12 protein-coding genes are annotated in these 16,736 nt (G+C 71.6%); 7 read left to right on the top strand and 5 right to left on the bottom strand.

Going from position 1 to position 16,736, the window contains the following annotated elements; translation table 11 throughout:
* Positions 1-94: 94 nt before the first annotated feature.
* Positions 95-2,560, top strand: coding sequence for a bifunctional (p)ppGpp synthetase/guanosine-3',5'-bis(diphosphate) 3'-pyrophosphohydrolase (locus L3i22_RS43680; protein ID WP_221323305.1), 2,466 nt, complete (start codon positions 95-97; stop codon positions 2,558-2,560).
* Between the two features lie 296 nt (positions 2,561-2,856).
* Here the strand turns inward: L3i22_RS43680 and L3i22_RS43675 are convergent, their stop codons facing one another.
* A complete protein-coding gene (locus L3i22_RS43675) occupies positions 2,857-3,690 on the bottom strand; it encodes a peptidylprolyl isomerase (protein ID WP_221330434.1) in 834 nt (277 codons plus the stop codon).
* Between the two features lie 29 nt (positions 3,691-3,719).
* Positions 3,720-4,580: a peptidylprolyl isomerase gene (locus L3i22_RS43670; protein WP_221323304.1), complete on the bottom strand. Its 861-nt coding sequence runs from the start codon at positions 4,578-4,580 to the stop codon at positions 3,720-3,722.
* 159 nt (positions 4,581-4,739) lie between these two features.
* Here L3i22_RS43670 and L3i22_RS43665 point away from each other — a divergent pair, with 159 nt between their 5' ends.
* Together L3i22_RS43665 and hisS are read left to right on the top strand one after the other, a co-directional pair.
* Entirely contained in the window at positions 4,740-5,438 is a 699-nt protein-coding gene (locus tag L3i22_RS43665; protein WP_221323303.1) for an MBL fold metallo-hydrolase, read from the top strand.
* Positions 5,439-5,461: 23 nt separating this feature from the next.
* On the top strand, positions 5,462-6,775 hold the full coding sequence (gene hisS, locus L3i22_RS43660) for a histidine--tRNA ligase (RefSeq protein WP_221323302.1): 1,314 nt from the start codon (positions 5,462-5,464) through the stop codon (positions 6,773-6,775).
* Positions 6,776-6,817: 42 nt separating this feature from the next.
* On the opposite strand, the gene L3i22_RS43655 is transcribed toward hisS, so the two are convergent.
* The 3 genes from L3i22_RS43655 to L3i22_RS43645 form a co-directional block, all read right to left on the bottom strand.
* A complete protein-coding gene (locus tag L3i22_RS43655; protein WP_221323301.1) occupies positions 6,818-7,312 on the bottom strand; it encodes a hypothetical protein in 495 nt (164 codons plus the stop codon).
* Between the two features lie 74 nt (positions 7,313-7,386).
* The gene (locus L3i22_RS43650; protein ID WP_221323300.1) at positions 7,387-10,158 is read right to left on the bottom strand and encodes an IPT/TIG domain-containing protein; all 2,772 of its coding nucleotides are present in this window, start codon (positions 10,156-10,158) and stop codon (positions 7,387-7,389) included.
* Between the two features lie 148 nt (positions 10,159-10,306).
* Positions 10,307-10,813, bottom strand: coding sequence for a PaaI family thioesterase (locus tag L3i22_RS43645; protein WP_221323299.1), 507 nt, complete (start codon positions 10,811-10,813; stop codon positions 10,307-10,309).
* 56 nt (positions 10,814-10,869) lie between these two features.
* Here L3i22_RS43645 and L3i22_RS43640 point away from each other — a divergent pair, with 56 nt between their 5' ends.
* From L3i22_RS43640 to cphA, 4 genes are all read left to right on the top strand, one after another.
* Positions 10,870-11,358, top strand: a complete 489-nt coding sequence (locus tag L3i22_RS43640; RefSeq protein ID WP_221323298.1) for a helix-turn-helix domain-containing protein — start codon at positions 10,870-10,872, stop codon at positions 11,356-11,358.
* A gap of 9 nt (positions 11,359-11,367) precedes the next feature.
* Positions 11,368-12,927, top strand: coding sequence for an MFS transporter (locus tag L3i22_RS43635; protein ID WP_255657601.1), 1,560 nt, complete (start codon positions 11,368-11,370; stop codon positions 12,925-12,927).
* 69 nt (positions 12,928-12,996) lie between these two features.
* Positions 12,997-13,884: a cyanophycinase gene (locus L3i22_RS43630; RefSeq protein ID WP_221323297.1), complete on the top strand. Its 888-nt coding sequence runs from the start codon at positions 12,997-12,999 to the stop codon at positions 13,882-13,884.
* Entirely contained in the window at positions 13,775-16,522 is a 2,748-nt protein-coding gene (gene cphA, locus L3i22_RS43625; RefSeq protein ID WP_221323296.1) for a cyanophycin synthetase, read from the top strand. Before L3i22_RS43630 ends, cphA begins: the two co-directional genes overlap by 110 nt.
* The last annotated feature ends 214 nt before the right edge of the window (positions 16,523-16,736 follow it).

Raw genomic sequence — 16,736 nt, 5'->3', positions numbered from 1 at the left:
GATGGTCGTTCCAGAGGGCCACCCCTGGAAGTGACCGGTGCCGGGAGTTCCCGGTGCTGATCGCGACAACTTGGCGCAGGTGATGAGGAGGCCGGTGTCCAGCGACGTCGTTCCTCCGGCGGAGGGCACGGTGCAACCGACCCAGAATTCGCGGACCGGCGCGGGCGAGGTCACGCCCGCTGACCAGCCCCGACCGGACGAGAAGACCTCTGCCAACGGAAACGGGGCGGCGCCCGCGGTTTCCGCTGAGCTCGAGCCCGCCCCACCATCCGCGACCGGTGAGACCACCGGCTTCGGCTTCGCCAGCGCGCCCACCGGGCGGCGAGTGCGGGCCCGGCTGGCCCGGTTCAACGCCCCCTGGCAGAGCACGCAGGTCAGCGAGGTGCTCGAGCCGCTGATCGCCACGCACCGGGCCAGCCACCCCAAGGGTGACGTGCGCCAGCTGCAGAAGGCGTTCGACGTCGCCGCCCGCTGGCACTCCGGGCAGTACCGGAAGTCCGGCGACCCCTACATCACGCACCCGCTCGCGGTCGCGACGATCCTGGCCAACCTGGGCATGGACACCACCACGCTGGTGGCCGCCCTGCTGCACGACACGATCGAGGACACCGACTACGGCCTCGAGCAGATGCGCAACGACTTCGGCGCCGAGGTGGCGCTGCTGGTCGACGGCGTGACGAAACTCGATCGGGTGAAACTCGGCGACGCGGCGAAGGCCGAGACGATCCGCAAGATGGTCGTCGCGATGGCCAAGGACCCGCGCGTCCTGGTGATCAAGCTGGCCGACCGGCTGCACAACATGCGCACCCTGACCTTCCTGCCCCGCGCCAAGCAGGAGCAGAAGGCCAAGGAGACGCTGGAGATCCTGGCCCCGCTGGCCCACCGGCTGGGTATGAACACGATCAAGTGGGAGCTCGAGGACCTGGCCTTCGGGACCCTGTTCCCGAAGCGGTTCGAGGAGATCAACCGCCTGATCGGGGAGCACCAGCCGCAGCGCGAGGCGCTGCTGCGCCAGGTGACGAACCGGGTCAGCCTCGACCTCAAGTCGGCGAAGATCAAGGCCGAGACCACCGGCCGCCCGAAGCACCTCTACTCGATCTATCAGAAGATGATCGTCCGGGGCCGGGACTTCAACGACATCTACGACCTGGTCGGCGTCCGCATCCTGGTCGACACGGTCCGCGACTGCTACGCCGCGCTGGGCGTCATCCACGCGAACTGGCAGCCGGTGCCGGGCCGGTTCAAGGACTACATCGCGATGCCGAAGTTCAACATGTACCAGTCGCTGCACACGACCGTGATCGGTCCGACCGGCAAGCCGGTCGAGATGCAGATCCGGACGTTCGCGATGCACCGCACGGCCGAGTTCGGCATCGCCGCGCACTGGAAGTACAAGGAGCAGAAGGGCGCGACGATCGTCGGCCCGCCGGCCCACATCGACGAGATGACCTGGCTGCGGCAGCTGCTCGACTGGCAGCGGGAGGCGAGCGACCCGTCCGAGTTCCTGGACGCGCTGCGCTTCGACCTCTCCAGCCAGGAGGTGTATGTCTTCACGCCCAAGGGTGACGTGATCCCGTTGCCGACCGGCTCCACGCCGGTCGACTTCGCGTACGCGGTGCACACCGAGGTCGGGCACAAGTGCATCGGCGCCCGGGTGAACGGCAAGCTGGTCCCGCTGGAGTCGACGCTCTCCAACGGCGACGTGATCGAGATCTTCACGTCCAAGTCCAGCACCGCCGGCCCCACGCAGGACTGGCTCGGCTTCGTCAAGAGCCCCCGGGCGCGGACGAAGATCCGGCAGTTCTTCAACAAGGAGCGCCGCGAAGAGGCGATCGAGGACGGCAAGGACGCGATCGTCAAGGCGATGCGCAAGCAGGGCCTGCCCCTGCAGCGCATGCTGACCAGCGAGAACCTGACGACCATCGCGCGCGACCTGCACCTGCCCGACGTCACCTCGCTCTACGCCGCGGTGGGGGAGAGCACCGTCTCGGCCCAGTCCGTGGTCGCCAAGCTCGTCGCCGGCTTCGGTGGCGAGGAGGGCGCGGTCGAGGACATCGCCGAGACCGCCGTCGCGACCCGCCCGCCGCGCAACCGCAGCACCGCGCAGGATCCGGGCGTGGTGGTGAAGGGCGTCTCGGACGTCTGGGTGAAGCTGGCCCGCTGCTGCACGCCGGTGCCGGGGGACGCGGTGTTCGGTTTCGTCACCCGTTCCGGTGGCGTCAGCGTGCACCGGGAGGACTGCGCCAACGCCGAGGACCTGCGCGAGCAGCAGGAACGCGTCGTCGAGGTGAGCTGGAAGCCGACCTCCGCGTCGACGTTCCTGGTCGCCATCCAGGTGGAGGCGCTCGACCGGCACAAGCTGCTGGCCGACGTGACCCGGGTGCTCTCCGAGGAGCGGGTGAACATCCTGTCCGCGACGGTGACCACGACGCGGGACCGGGTGGCGGTCAGCCGGTTCACGTTCGAGATGGCCGATCCGAAGCATCTCGGGCACCTGGTCGCGGCGGTCCGCAAGGTCGACGGCGTCTTCGACGCCTACCGGGTGACCTCCGGCGCCTGACCCGGCCCGAAACCGGCCCAACCTCGCCCGGCCGGAAGACGACACGAGCGCCGCCCGAGTTTCTCGAGCGGCGCTCGTTCATGAACGCATCGGCCGGCCCGCGGGAGCGGGTGGCGCGGCCGGGCCTGCGGCAGGGGCGGCCTAGCGAGGGTGAGTGGCCACGAATGCGCGAGTCGCCGGGGCGGACCTGATGGGCAGCGGCCTTGCGACGTGGGGCTGCCAGGGGGCTCCGAGGTCCGTACCGAAAAGAAAAAGGGCGACCCGAAGCGGGCCGCCCCTTTCCGCAGAGCTTGAGGTCAGGAAACCGTCATGGTTTTGATGTCGAGTTCCTTCTTCGGGTGGCCGCCGCCGGCCGAGGCCTTGAACGCGCCGTCGTCGCCGGCCTTGACCACGCCCTGGACCAGGTCGAGGCCCTTGGTGATCTTGCCGAGGAGCGTGTAGTTCGCGGAGAGCTGGGTGTCCTCCGAGCAGATGAAGAACTGGCTGCCGGTGGAGCCGGGCTGGCCGGTGTTCGCCATCGCGATCGAGCCCGCGGGGTACGGGTTGTTCGTGTCGGTCGGCAGGTTCTCCTCGGCCATGGTGTAGCTGGGGCCGCCGGTGCCGTCGGTCTCGCGGTAGCCCTTGCCGGTGGCGAACGGGTCGCCGCACTGCAGGACCTTGAAGCTGGCCTCGTTGACCAGCCGGTGGCACTTGGTGTTGTCGAGGAACTTCTTCGACGCCAGGTACTTGTAGCTGGCCCCGGTGCACGGCGCCTTGCTGAGGTCGATCGTCGCCTCGATCGGGCCGAGGTTGGTGTCCAGGGTCAGCACGCTGGTGCCGGTGTTCGGCACGCTGGCAGGCGGGGTCCCGACATCCTTGATCTTGCCGCCCGCGCTCGCGTCGGCGGGGGTCCAGGTGCAGGCGACGGTGCCGGCCGCGGTGGCGCTGCTGCCGGCGGTCGTCTTCTTGTCGTCCTTCTTGAGGGCGTTGACGATCAGCACGGCTGCGGTGGCGACCACCACCACGGCGACCGCCGACCCGATGATCGCCTGACGGCGGCGACGGCTGCGTGCCGACGCGGCCCGCTCGGCCATCTCCTTCTCCAGCCGGGCTCGCGCCGCCGCGCGCTGCCGGTCCTTGATCGACGACACGTCGTTCCTCCTGCTGGTCTCTTCCGTGCTCACGACTGCGCGCTCGCCGAGGGATCTGCCGCGACAGTGTCAGCGGCGACGGTCAGGCTCTTGATGGTGATCTTCTCCTTGGGCTTGACCTTGTCCCCGGCGTCGTCGGCCACCGTCGGAATCTTGCCGATCGCGGCCAGCGTGTCCAGCCCGCCGGTCACCTGGCCCACGATCGAGTAGATGGGCGCGGTGGTCGGAGCGTAGTCCTTGAAGAAGATCAGGAACTGGCTGCCGTTGCTGCCGGCCGGCTGACCGAACGTGGCGACGGTGCCCTTGGGGTACAGCACCGGGGTGGTTGCCGTGGTGCCGCTGCTGGCCGACGGTTGCGGCTGGACCGGGGTGTTCTCGTCGTAGTAGCTGTACGTCGGGCCGCCCTGGTTGGAGCCGCTCGGGTCGCCACAGTGCACCGCGCCGATGTCGAGGATCTCGTGGCAGTCGGTGTTGTCGAAGAACTTCTTGCCGGCCAGGTACGAGAAGCTGGCCGCGGCGCACGGCGCGCTCGCGATGTCCAGCATCGCCGTGATCGGGCCGCCCACGTTCGTGGTGACCGTCATGGCCTCGGTGCCGGTCTCCGGAAGGTCCTTGGTGGGCGGTGTGCCCACCTCTTTCAGGGCCGAGTTGGTGGACGCGTCCAGCGGCGACCACAGGCAGATGTCGGCGGCCTCGGGCTTGGTGTTGTCGGTGGAGTCGAACGCTCCGCCGATCCACGCGCCACCGACCGCGACCAGCACCACCGCGAGGGCGGCGCCGACGCCCGCCAGGACACGGCGTCGCTTGCGCTCCCGGATGGCTCGTTTGGCCATCTGGCGATCGAATTTCGCGCGCGCGAGCTTGCGCTGCCGGTCCTTGCTGGGAGCCACTAACGCTGTCCTTCCCGGTTTATGTCAAGGGGTGCGGCACGCCACACGCTCGGGAGAGTGTACGGGTACCTCCTGAGAAAGTGGTGTGCGGCTGCCCCGCTAGGCTCGTTACGATTCGCACCTCTTTTTCGGTGGCTTTTCTGTGAGGGGGACCGGCCAGTGCTCGTCGCCAGCTTTCCGGCGCAGGCCTTCGGCACCAACTGTTATGTGGTGGCCGCGGGTCCGGGCGAGCAGTGTCTGGTGGTCGACCCGGGCATCGGCGTGCTCGACCAGTTGGACGAGGTGCTCGCGCAGCACCGGCTGTCCCCGGCCGCGGTGCTGCTCACGCATGGTCACCTGGACCACACGTTCTCCGTCGCGCCGGTCTGCGGGGCGCGCGGCATCACGGCGTACGTGCACCCCGACGATCGAGAGATGCTCGCCGATCCGTCGAAGGGGCTGAGCGCCGATCTGAATGCGTTGTTCGGCGGCCGGATGGAGTATTCGGAACCCGACGACGTCTCGGAATTGACGGATGGTGCCGTTCTTGACCTGATCGGCTTGAAGATCACCGTCGATCATGCACCCGGCCATACCGGCGGGTCGGTGCTGTTCCGCCTGCCGGGCGAGGGCTCCTCCTGGGACGCGGAGGAGCTCTGTCTCTCCGGGGACGTGCTCTTCGCGGGCTCGATCGGGCGCACCGACCTGCCGGGTGGCAGCACCCCGACGATGATGTCCTCGCTGCGGGGCAAGATCCTCCCGCTCGCCGACGACACCGTCGTGCTGCCCGGCCACGGCCCGGCCACCACCATCGGCCGTGAGCGCGCGTCGAACCCGTACCTGCGGGAGCTGATCGCGGCGCCCGGCCGCTTCCTCTGATCGTTTGTTCTTCAGGAGAGACAGTGCCTATTTCCGGCTTCCCTGAGTGGCTGCCGCCCCAGCGCATGATCGAGCAGTCCGTGCTGGACAAGATCCGATCCACCTTCGAGCTGTACGGGTTCGCCCCGCTCGAGACCCGGGCGGTCGAGCCGCTGGAGACGCTGCTCGCCAAGGGTGAGACGTCCAAAGAGGTCTATCTGCTGCACCGGCTGCAGGACGCGGCCGGCACCCCGTCCCGGGAAGATCAGCTGGGCCTGCACTTCGACCTGACGGTGCCTTTTGCTCGATTTGTCGTGGAAAATCACGGCAAATTGGTCTTCCCCTTCCGGCGCTACCAGATCCAGAAGGTGTGGCGCGGCGAGCGGCCGCAGGAGGGCCGCTACCGCGAGTTCCTCCAGGCCGACATCGACGTGGTCAACCAGGACACCCTGCCGTTCCACTTCGACACCGAGATGCCGCTGGTCATCGGCGACGTGTTCCGGTCGCTGCCGATCCCGTCGGCGACCATCCTGGTCAACAACCGGAAGGTCTGCGAGGGCTTCTACCGCGGGCTCGGCCTCGAGGACACCGCCCAGGTGCTGCGGACCGTCGACAAGCTCGACAAGATCGGGCCGGAGAAGGTGGCCGCGCTCCTGGTCGAGACCGCGGGCGCGACCGACGCGCAGGCCGCGGCGTGTCTCGCCCTGGCCGGGATCTCCACCACGGACGGCTCGTTCGTGGACGCGGTCCGGGCCCTCGGCGTCAGCGACCCGCTCCTCGACGAGGGGCTCGGCGAGCTGCTGCAGGTGGTCGAGGCGGCCAACGAGCACGCGCCGGGGCTGATCCGCGCCGAGCTGAAGATCGCCCGTGGTCTCGATTACTACACCGGCACGGTCTACGAGACCCAATTGCAGGGGTACGAGCGGTTCGGCTCGATCTGCTCCGGTGGCCGCTACGAGACGCTCGCGTCGGTCGGCAACACCCGCTTCCCCGGCGTCGGCATCTCGATCGGCGTGTCCCGGATGCTCGGCCTGCTCTTCGGGCACAACGCGCTGTCGGTGTCCCGCTCGGTGCCGACCGCCGTGCTGGTCGCGGTGCCGGCCGAGGAGCAGCGCGCCGAGTGCATCCGGATCGCCGCTGAGCTGCGCAAACGCGGCATTCCGACCGAGGTGGCGCCGACCGCGGCGAAGTTCGGCAAGCAGATCCAGTTCGCGGACCGGCGCGGGATCCCCTACGTCTGGTTCCCGGGCTCGCCGGACACGGTCAAGGACATCCGGTCCGGGGAACAGACCGAGGCGTCCGCGGCCACCTGGGCTCCGCCGCCCGGCGACATGTTCCCGGTGGTCACTGCGATGTGAGGGTACGGCGGTAAGCGCGTCCCGCCCCCGGGCGGGACGCGCTCAGCCGGTTCGCAGCTCGAAGTACGCGGTCGACCCGTCCGCGCTGAGATACAGGTCCCCGCGCAGCGGCCCGGCCGCCTTCGCCTCGGCATACCGCGCGCTGTGCCGCCACGCGGACCCGGCCGGCACGAACGCCGCCAGGTCCGGCCGGATGTCCGGCGCCGCGACCGGCGTCCAGTCGTAATCGGCGCCGAGCGCCGCGGCGTCCTCCGGCCGGAGCCGGATCACCCCCTGATACGCCTTGTCGGGCGAGGCGGGCGCGCCCCGGTCGCACGGCCCCCCGGTGATCGCCACCCGGTAGTGCACCTCGGGATAGTCACCGATGCCGGGCAGGTCCTTCGCGGTCCATCGGTGCGCGGTGTAGACGGTCTCGTTGACCTCGGCGATCTGATCCCCGCAGAGGTCCTGCTCCTTCTCCTGCAGGGCCAGCGGGACACCGCACGCGAGCAGGGCCAGCACCGCGAGTCCGATCGAGACCTGCACACCCCGTTTCACGGCGCGAGCCTAGCCCGGCCCGGCAACGCGAGCGGGCCCCCGGTCACCCGGGAGCCCGCTCGGAAAACGGCTGATCAGTACCGGACGGTGATGGTCACCCGCCGGTTCTTGTACTGGTTCTTCTTGTCGACCGGGTTCACGCCACCGGCGCCGACCACCCTGATCGGCGCGGTCACCTTCAGTTTCTGCAGGTAGGCGCGGACCGCCTTGGCCCGGCGCAGAGCGAGCTGCTTGTTGAACTTCCGGGCGGGCTTGGACTGCTGACCCGTCTGGGTGTAGCCGGTGATCGTCAGCTGCTTCGCGCCCCGGACCGAGCTCGCCAGGTCCCGCAGCACGCGCTTGGCGTTCGGGCGCAGCTCGGCGGAGAGGTACGGGAAGATGAACGTCCGCAGCTGCACCGTGTTGTTCTTCGGCTTGCTCTTGCTGACGCCCTTCACCGCGCAGGTGTCGTTGAGCACGACGAAGTTGCTGTCCTGCACGGTCTTGCCGCTCGGCGTGGTGCCGCTGAGCACGAGCTCGTGCAGGCCGCCGGTGACACAGGCCTTCTTCGGCATGGTGATGACCGCGGTGAAGTCACCGTTGCCGTCGGTCGTGCCGGAGGCGACCTGCACCGGGTCCGAGTGCATCGTCAGCACGTAGGTGGACGAGGCCATCAGCCCGCCGCCGCTGAGGCTCGCCTCGGCGCCGGCCAGGGGTGCGTCGACCTTCAGCTCGAGCGCGAGCTTCAGGTGCACGTCGTCGTCGGTGGCCGGCGGCGGTGTCGACGGACTCGACGTCGGGGTCGGGCTGCTGGTGGGCGACGGCGGGGTGGTGCTGGGCGACGGCGAGACCGTCGGGCTCGACGACGGGGTCGGTGACGGGCTCACGCTCGGCGACGGTGACGGCGTGACCACCGGCGACCCGGTGTAGGTGTACGAGTTGAGCAGCGTGCTGCTCCCGCCCAGCGTGCTGATCACGACCTCGACCGGGCCGGTATTGATGCTGGCCGGGATGGTGCAGGTGGCCTGGGTCGGCGACAGGACGGTCACCGAGGTGCAGGCGGGTCCGCCCATCGTGACCGCGCTCGCGCCGGTGAGGTTGGTGCCGGTGATGGTGAGCACTCCGCCCCCGGCGACGTCCCCGGACGCCGGTGAGATCGAGGTGATCGTCGGCGCCGGGAGATAGGTGTGCGCGGCCACCTCGGTGTCGGCGCCGCCCGGTGTGGTGAGCACGACGTTCACCGGGCCGAGGCCGCCGCCGGCCGGGATCGTGCAGGTGGCCTGCGTGGGCGACACCACGGTCACCGACGTGCAGGGGTTGCCGCCGACGCTGATCGCGCTGGTCCCGGTGAGGTTGGTGCCGGTGACCGTCATCTGGCCGCCACCGGTCAGCGGGCCGGAGACCGGCAGCACCGTGGTGATCGACGGCAGACCGTAGTACGTGTACCCGGCCAGCCGGGTGGCGGTGCCACCGGGCGCGGTGGCCACGACGTTGACCGCGCCGGCGATGCCGGGCGGGATGACGCAGGTGACCGACGTGGGGGAGACCACGACGACCGAGGTGCACGGGGCGCCGCCGATCGAGACGGCGCTGGTCCCGGTGAGGCCGGTGCCGGTGATCGTCAGGGTGCCGCCACCGACCAGCGGGCCGCCCACCGGCGACACCGACGTGACCGTGGGCGTCGCGAGATAGGTGTACGCGCCGGTCTTGGTGTCCGTGCCGTTGGGCGAGGTGACCACCACGTCGGCCGCGCCGGCGCTGCCGGGCGGGAGGGTGCAGGTGACCGACGTGGGGGAGACCACGACGACCGAGCCGCACGGGGCGCCACCGACCGTGACGGTGGTCGTCCCGGTGAGGTTGGTGCCGGTGATCGTCAGCGTGCCGCCCCCGGTCAGCGTGCCGGAGGTCGGTGCCACCGAGGTGATGCCCGGCGGAATGGTGAGCGCGAAGGTCATGCTGACCGCGCCGTCACCGCCGGCCACCGCGCTGATCGGCGCGGAGAGGGGATAGCCGTTGCCGCCGGAGCCGGCGGCCGGGCTGTTGCCGGCCAGGGTGCTGGTGGCGGCCGGCATCGCGGTGGGGTCGATGTACGTCGAGCCGCCGCCTCCGCCGGCCCCGATGTACTGGATGCCGCTGACCCGCGTGTCGGCGCCGCCGCCACCGCCGCCGGAGTAACCGCCGCCGCCGTCCCCGCCTCGCCGTGAGCCGATCACGCCGCCCGCGCCACCGGCCGCGACCGTGCCGGGCGCCGCCGACCCGCCGGCGGCGCCCGCCGTCGTCCCGGTTCCGGCCGCGCCACCGGTGCCGTTGGCGGCTCCGGCGCCGCCGCCGCCGACCAGGTAGTAACCCGGATATCCGGCGTCGGTGCCGGCAACCCCCGCGTTGCCGCCGCCGCCGTAGGACAGGCTGTTCGTGTCGACGCCGGCCCCGCCGCCGCCGGCCCCGGCGATGACCAGGGTCCCGAGCAGGACGTTCATGGCGTCGTAGACGAAGACGGCCGAGCCGCCACCGCCGCCGGCCCCGCCGAGGCCGCCGGACGGCACGCCCGCCGCGCCACCCGCGCCCACGGCGATGCCGAGGTGGTCCGCACCGACGGGCAGCGTGGCCCAGCCGGAGACGACCGCGCCCTTGCCGCCGTTGCCCCAGTAGGAGCCGGACCGGCCGCCGCCGCCACCGGCGCCGGTGACCTGCAACCCGACCACGAGCGCCCCGACCGGCACCATGATCGTCTCGGTGCCCGGGACGGTGCAGGTCGCCTGCACGCTCAGCGCGGGAGTGGTGGTCGTGCACCCGGCGGCCGCCTGTGCGGCGGAGCCGAGGCCGACGGCGTACCCGGTGGTCAGCAGCGTGGCGGTGCCGGCTACCACCCACCTCCGCCGGTGATCTCGTAGGATCCCTTGGGATAAGACAGACATTTCATCGCCATCCTCTACAAGTCGGTCTCCATCGGCGTCATCATGCAGGACCGGGGCCTGCGGCTGGAGCCGAACGAGTCCGCTCGGAGGCGGCGGGTGGTCAGGCGGTGGGGAGCTCGAAGATCAGGCAGGTCGAGGTGGCGTGGGCGATCAGTTTGCCGCGGGCGTCGGTCAGCCGGGCCTCGGCCAGCGCGGTGCGGCGGCCCTGCTGCAGGACGGTCCCGGTGCAGGTGATCAGGCCGGTGTCGATGGTGACCGGGCGCAGGAACTTCACGTTCAGGTCCATGCTGGTGTAGCCGATGCCGGCCGGCAGGGTGGTCTGGACCGAGCAGGCGGCGGCGGTGTCGAGCAGGGTGGCGATGACCCCGCCGTGCACGGTGCCGATCGGGTTGTAGTGGAACTCCTGCGGGGTGAGCGTGATGGTGACGCTGCCCGGCTCGACCTGGAGGCGGTCACCGGAGATGAGCTGCATGATCGGCGGGGGCGGGATCTCGCCGGCCGCCATCGCGCGCAGCACGTCCAGGCCGCTGCGCTCGACGAAGAGCTTGGCGTGCTCGGCCGGGTCGGTCCAGGTGAACGTACGCTCGCGCGCCTGAGTCTGCGTCATGGACCCAGGCTGGCACAGGCTTGCTGCGTCTGTCTACGAGACCTAGCTTGGAGCGCATGGTCGCGCATGTCACACCGCCGGAAGCCCTCGACTGGGACGTGGACAACTGCACCATCTCGCGGGCGATGGAGATCCTCGGCGAGAAGTGGACGATGGTGGTGCTGCGCGAGATCTTCTCCGGGATCCGCCGTTTCGAGGACATGCGGGTACGCACCCGGATCCCCCGGCAGGTGCTGACGAATCGGCTGTCCGCGCTGGTCCGGGCCGGGGTGCTGCGCCGGGAGCCGTATCGGGAGCCGGGCGCCCGGGTGCGTCACGAGTACCGGCTGACCGAGAAGGGGTTCGACCTCTATCCGGTGATGATCGCCCTGGCCGGCTGGGGCAACCGCTACCTGGCCGACCCGGCCGGGCCGCCGATCCAGTTCGTCCATTGGGACTGCGGGGCGGAGCTGCACGCCGAGCTGCACTGCGCCGAGAGCCACGAGGTGACCGGCCACCGCGACGTGCTGCCCCGCCCCGGTCCGGGGGCACATCGGCGTGGCTAGATTCTGCTGGTGCTGAGAAGTGATCCGGTCTTCCGGGCGTTGTGGATCGGGGTGCTGGCCAGCAACATCGGCACCTGGATGCAGACCGTCGGCGCCCAGTGGCTGGTCGTGTCCGAGCCGGACGCGGCGACCTGGGTCAGCCTGGTGCAGACGGCCACCACGCTGCCGGTGCTGCTGTTCGCCCTGCCCGCCGGGACGGTCGCGGACGCCCTCGACCGGCGGCGACTGCTTCTCGCCGTACAGCTCAGTCTGTTTCTGATCGCAGCGGCCCTGACCGCGCTGACCGCCCTGGGGGAAGCCTCCCCCGGCGTGCTGTTGATCTTTACGTTCCTGCTCGGCTGCGGGCAGGCGCTGACCCTGCCGTCGTGGCAGGCGGTGATCCCGGAGGTCGTGCCGCACGATCAGCTGCCGTCCGCGTCCGCGCTCGGCGCGGTCAACACCAACCTCGCGCGGTCCGCCGGTCCGGCGCTGGCCGGCCTGCTCGTGGCGCACTTCGGCTCGGCCGTCGTCTTCGGCCTGAACGCGCTGTCGTTCCTGGTCTTCGCGGTGGCGCTGCTGCGCTGGAAGCGTCCGCGGCGAACCCCGGCGAGCCGTCCGGAGCACTTCACGTCCGCGCTGCGGGCCGGCGGCCGGTACGTCCGGTACTCGCCGGTGATCCGCCGGGTCCTCGGCCGGGTGCTGCTGTTCGTGCTGCCCGGCAGCGTGGTCTGGGGCCTGTTGCCGCTGGTCGCGAGCCGGGAGCTGGGGATGGGCGCGGGCGGCTACGGCACGCTGCTGGCCGCGCTCGGGGTCGGCGCGATCGCCGGGGCGCTGCTGATGCCCCGGGCCCGGAAGCTGCTGCGGACCAATCAGATGATCGCCGTGACCGGTGCCGCCTATGGTCTCGCGCTGCTGGTGATCGCGCTGGTGCCGAACCGCTTCGTGGTCACGCCGGTCCTGGTGGTGGCCGGCCTGGCCTGGATGATGCTGGTCTCCCGGATGAACGTGGCGATGCAGCTCAACCTGCCGAACTGGGTCCGGGCCCGGGCGCTGGCCATCTACCAGCTGGTCTTCGCCGGTGGGCAGGCGCTCGGCGCGCTGGCCTGGGGACAGTCCGCCGAGGCCGTCGGCCTGCGGCAGACCTTCGGGCTGGCGGCGGCACTGATGCTGGCGGGCACCTTGACGGTACGGGTGTGGCCGGTCCACACCCACGAGGACGAGGACCACACCCCGGCCGTCTACTGGGCCGAGCCGCACCTGCTCCTGCAGCCGCACCTGGACGAGGGCCCGATCCTGGTCTCCGCGACGTACCGGGTCCCGGCCGCGAACACGGTGGCGTTCGTGCGCGCGATGGACGACCTCCGCGGCTCGCGGCAGCGGACCGGCGCGATCCGGTGGGGTCTGTTCCAGGACGGCGCCGATCCGGCCGAGTTCGTCGAGGTCTACCTGGTGCCCACCTGGGCGGAGCATCTGCGCCAGCACGAGGGCCGGCTGACCGGCGACGACGAGGTGTCCGAGGAGCGGGCGGTCGCGCTCGCCGAGGGCCCGCCGGCGGTCCGTCACCTGCTGCCCGCCAAGCATTCCGATTAGCCGGATGTTTCGGTTTTGTTCCGATTAACCTCAACAGGGGCCCGGTACGGGTCCCGCTGAGGAGGCACGGTGGACGCCCGGCTACTGATCATCGGAGGCGCCGCCGGGCCGGCGTTGCTCGTCCGGTTCGTGGAGCTGGCCGGTGCCGCGTCCGCCCGGATCGTGGTGATCGCGACCGCCAGCGGAGCGCCGGAGAACACCGAGACGCACTACGTCGACACGTTCACCGCGCTGGGCGCCGGCTCGGTCCGCGCGCTGCGCCTGACCACCCGCGCCGAGGCCAACGACCCGGCGTCGGCGGCCGTGCTGCGCGAGGCCAGCGGGGTCTTCTTCACCGGCGGCGACCAGCAGCGGATCACCTCCGTGCTGGGCGGTACGGCGGTCGACTCGCTGCTGCAGGAGCTGGTGTCCGGCGGCGCCGTGCTGCTCGGCGGGACCAGTGCGGGCGCCGCGATGATGTCGGCCACGATGATCGTCGGCGGGGACGCGCCGGGCGTGACGGCTGACGCCGTACGCACCGGTCCTGGTCTGGAATTTCTTCCGGGTGTGCTGATCGATCAGCACTTCGCCCAGCGCGGGCGGCTGAATCGGCTGCTCAGCGCGGTCGCGCGCTATCCGCACGAGCTCGGCCTGGGCATCGACGAGGACACCGCGATCCTGACCGACGGCGACCGGTTCGAGGTCCTCGGCAGCGGCGCGGTCACGGTCGTCGACGCCGGCGCCGCCACCGACATCCGGGTCCCGCGGAGCGGCCCGATCGCGCTGGCCGGGGCCCGGATCCACGTGCTGCCGGCCGGGCACACCTTTCACCTCACCGGCCGCCGGCCGGGGATCGGGGACCACGCCCATGAAGATCGAGAGCCTGCGCCGCCTGCGCGGACCGAATGTGTACCTGTCCCGGCCGGCGGTGGTGGCCCGGCTCCGGCTGGCGGAGCTGACCGGGCAGGAGACCGCTGACGTCACCGGGTTCACCGAGCGGCTGCTGCGCGCGCTGCCCGGGCTGGCCGAGCACCACTGCGCGGCCGGCGCGCCGGGCGGGTTCGTCAGCCGGCTGCGCGGCGGCACCTACTTCGGGCACGTCACCGAGCACGTGTGCCTGGAGCTGTCCCAGCTGATCGGCCGGGACGTGAGCTTCGGGCGGACCGTCGCGACCGGCGAGCCCGGGCTCTACGACGTGATCGTGGAGTGCCCGGTCGACGAGTCGCCGGCCTCCCGGGTGCCGGGGGAGCTGCTGCGGGCCGCGGTCGACCTGGTGCTGGCCGTGCACGGCGGGCAGATCGGCGCGCCGGTGGAGCGGCTCGCCGAGCTGGCGGCGTTCGCCGAGCGGGAGGCGACCGGCCCGAGCACCCGGGCGATCATCGCGGCGGCCCGGCGGCGCGGCATCCCGGTCGAGCGCTTCGACGACCTGAGCCTGGTCCGGCTCGGCTGGGGCACCCGCCGGCGGATGGCCTGGGCCGCGATGACCGACCGGACCAGCGGTGTCGGCATCGACATCGCCGGCGACAAGCACGTCACCCGCAGCCTGCTCGGCGAGGCCGGCATCCCGGTGGCCGGCGGGGGCGCGGCGGGCACCGCGGAGGAGGCCGTCCGGCTGCTGCGCGAGCTGGGCGCCCCGGTCGTGGTGAAGCCCCGGCACGGGCGGCAGGGCCGGCACGTGATGCTCGGGCTGAGCACGCCGGAGGCGGTCGAGCGGGCGTTCACCGAGGCCGGCGGCGACGTGGTGGTCGAGCGGCAGCTGGCCGGCCGGGACTACCGGGTGCTGATGGTGGCCGGCGAGGTGGTGGCGGCCGCCGAGCGGATCGCCGCGCACGTCGTCGGCGACGGCCGGGCCACGCTCGCCGAGCTGGTCACCCGGGTCAACGCGGATCCCCGGCGCGGCGCGGGGCACTCCCGGGTGCTGACCCGGATCACCCTCGACGACGCGGCGCTGCGGACCGCCGGCTGCGCCGCGGATGAGGTGCCGGCCGCCGGTACGACCGTCTGGCTGCGCGACTGCGCGAACCTCTCCACCGGCGGGACCAGCCGGGACGTCACCGACCAGGTGCACCCGGACGTGACCCGGCTGTGCCAGCGGGTGGTCGCGCTGGTCGGGCTGGACATCGCCGGGATCGACCTGCGGCTGCCGGACATCGCCGCGGCGCTGCCGCCGACCGGCGAGGAGGACCCGTCGAGCGGGGTGATCGAGGTGAACGCGGTCCCCGGGCTGCGGATGCACCTGGCCCCGGTGCGCGGCCGGGCCCGGGACGTGGGCGACGCGATCGTGCGGGCGATGTTCCCCGGCGGCTCGGACGGGCGGATCCCGGCCGTCGCGGTCACCGGCACGAACGGCAAGACCACCGTGACCCGGCTGATCGCGCACCTGCTCGGCGGCGCCGGCCGGCGGGTCGGCACGGCCACCACCGACGGCGTGTACGTGGACGGCCGCCCGATCCACCTGGCCGACGCGACCGGCCCGCGCTCGGCGCAGCAGGTGCTCGGCGACCCGCAGGTCGACGTGGCGGTGCTGGAGACGGCGCGCGGCGGGCTGCTGCGGCGCGGGCTCGGCTACGACTGGACCGACGTCGGCGTGATCACCAACATCACCGCCGAGCACCTCGGCCAGGACGGGCTCGACTCGATCGAGGACCTGGCGCACGTCAAGGCGGTGGTCGCCGAGCGGGTCCGGGACGGCGGCACCCTGGTCCTGAACGCCGACGACCCGTGGGTGCGCACGCTCGCCACCCGGCCCCGGGTCCGGGCTGACCGGAAACGACTGGTGTGGTTCGGGCTCGACCCGGCCAATCCGGTGCTGACCGAGCACCTCGGGCGGGGCGGTACGGCGTACGTCCTCGACGACGGCTGGCTGGTTCAGGCCACCGGCGCCCGGCGGACGCCGCTGCTGCGGCTGGCCGAGGTGCCCGGGGCGTACGGCGGCGCCGCCCCGCACGCCACCGCGAACGCCCTCGCCGCGATCGCCGCGGCCCGGGCCCTGGGCGCCCGCCCGGACACCGTGGTGTCCCGGCTCGCCGAGTTCGACCCCGGCGTGGACAACCCGGGCCGGGGCACGCTGCTGCGCCTGGGCGACGTCTCGATCTTCCTGGACTACGCGCACAACCCGGCCGCGCTCGCCGCCACCCTGCGCACGCTGCACCGGCTCTGGGGCGCGAACCGCTGCGTGGCCGCCGTGACGCTGCCCGCCGACCGTCGTGACGACCTGCTCGCCGCGTCCGCCCAGATCCTGGCGGACGGGCTGACCCGGGCCGTGCTCTACGACGACCGGGACTCCGGGTGGCGTCCGGCCGGGGAGGTGTCCGCCCTGGTGGAGCGCGAGATGCGGGCTCGCCGGCCGCAGATCCGGGCGGTCCGCGCGGACGGCTACCGGGAGGCGGTGACGGCCGCGCTGGGGATGACGGCGCCGGGCGAGGTGCTGCTGGTGAACTACGAGAAGTGGGGGCCGATGCGGGCGTTCCTCGCCGAGCTGGGCGCGATCCCGGCCGGCGCGCATCCGGTGGTTCCGCGCACCCCGGCGATCCGCGCCACACCGCAAATTGCCCGGAACCTCACGGCAAGTGCCCCGTTGGCGTCAAGCAGTGTGACAGATCATGGACATTCTTGATCTCTCTGCGTAGCGATCGATTGACCGATCGTGCATATCTCCACCGTGGAGTGACCCGATAGTTGAAACCGCAAGTTCCGACGAAGCGGGCAATCCCCTTGTCGGCTCGTGGCGCTGCGTGACAGATTCTTAACAGAAAGCGCTTTCCTGCCCGTTCGGCCAGGTGTACACGCCGCTCGGCTGATCCCACCGACGGTAATTATTGCCTGGTAGA

This window comes from Actinoplanes sp. L3-i22 (assembly GCF_019704555.1).
GTDB lineage: Bacteria > Actinomycetota > Actinomycetes > Mycobacteriales > Micromonosporaceae > Actinoplanes.
The sequence above is the reverse complement of the archived record's forward strand: the minus strand, read 5'-3'. Positions and strand labels throughout refer to the sequence as shown.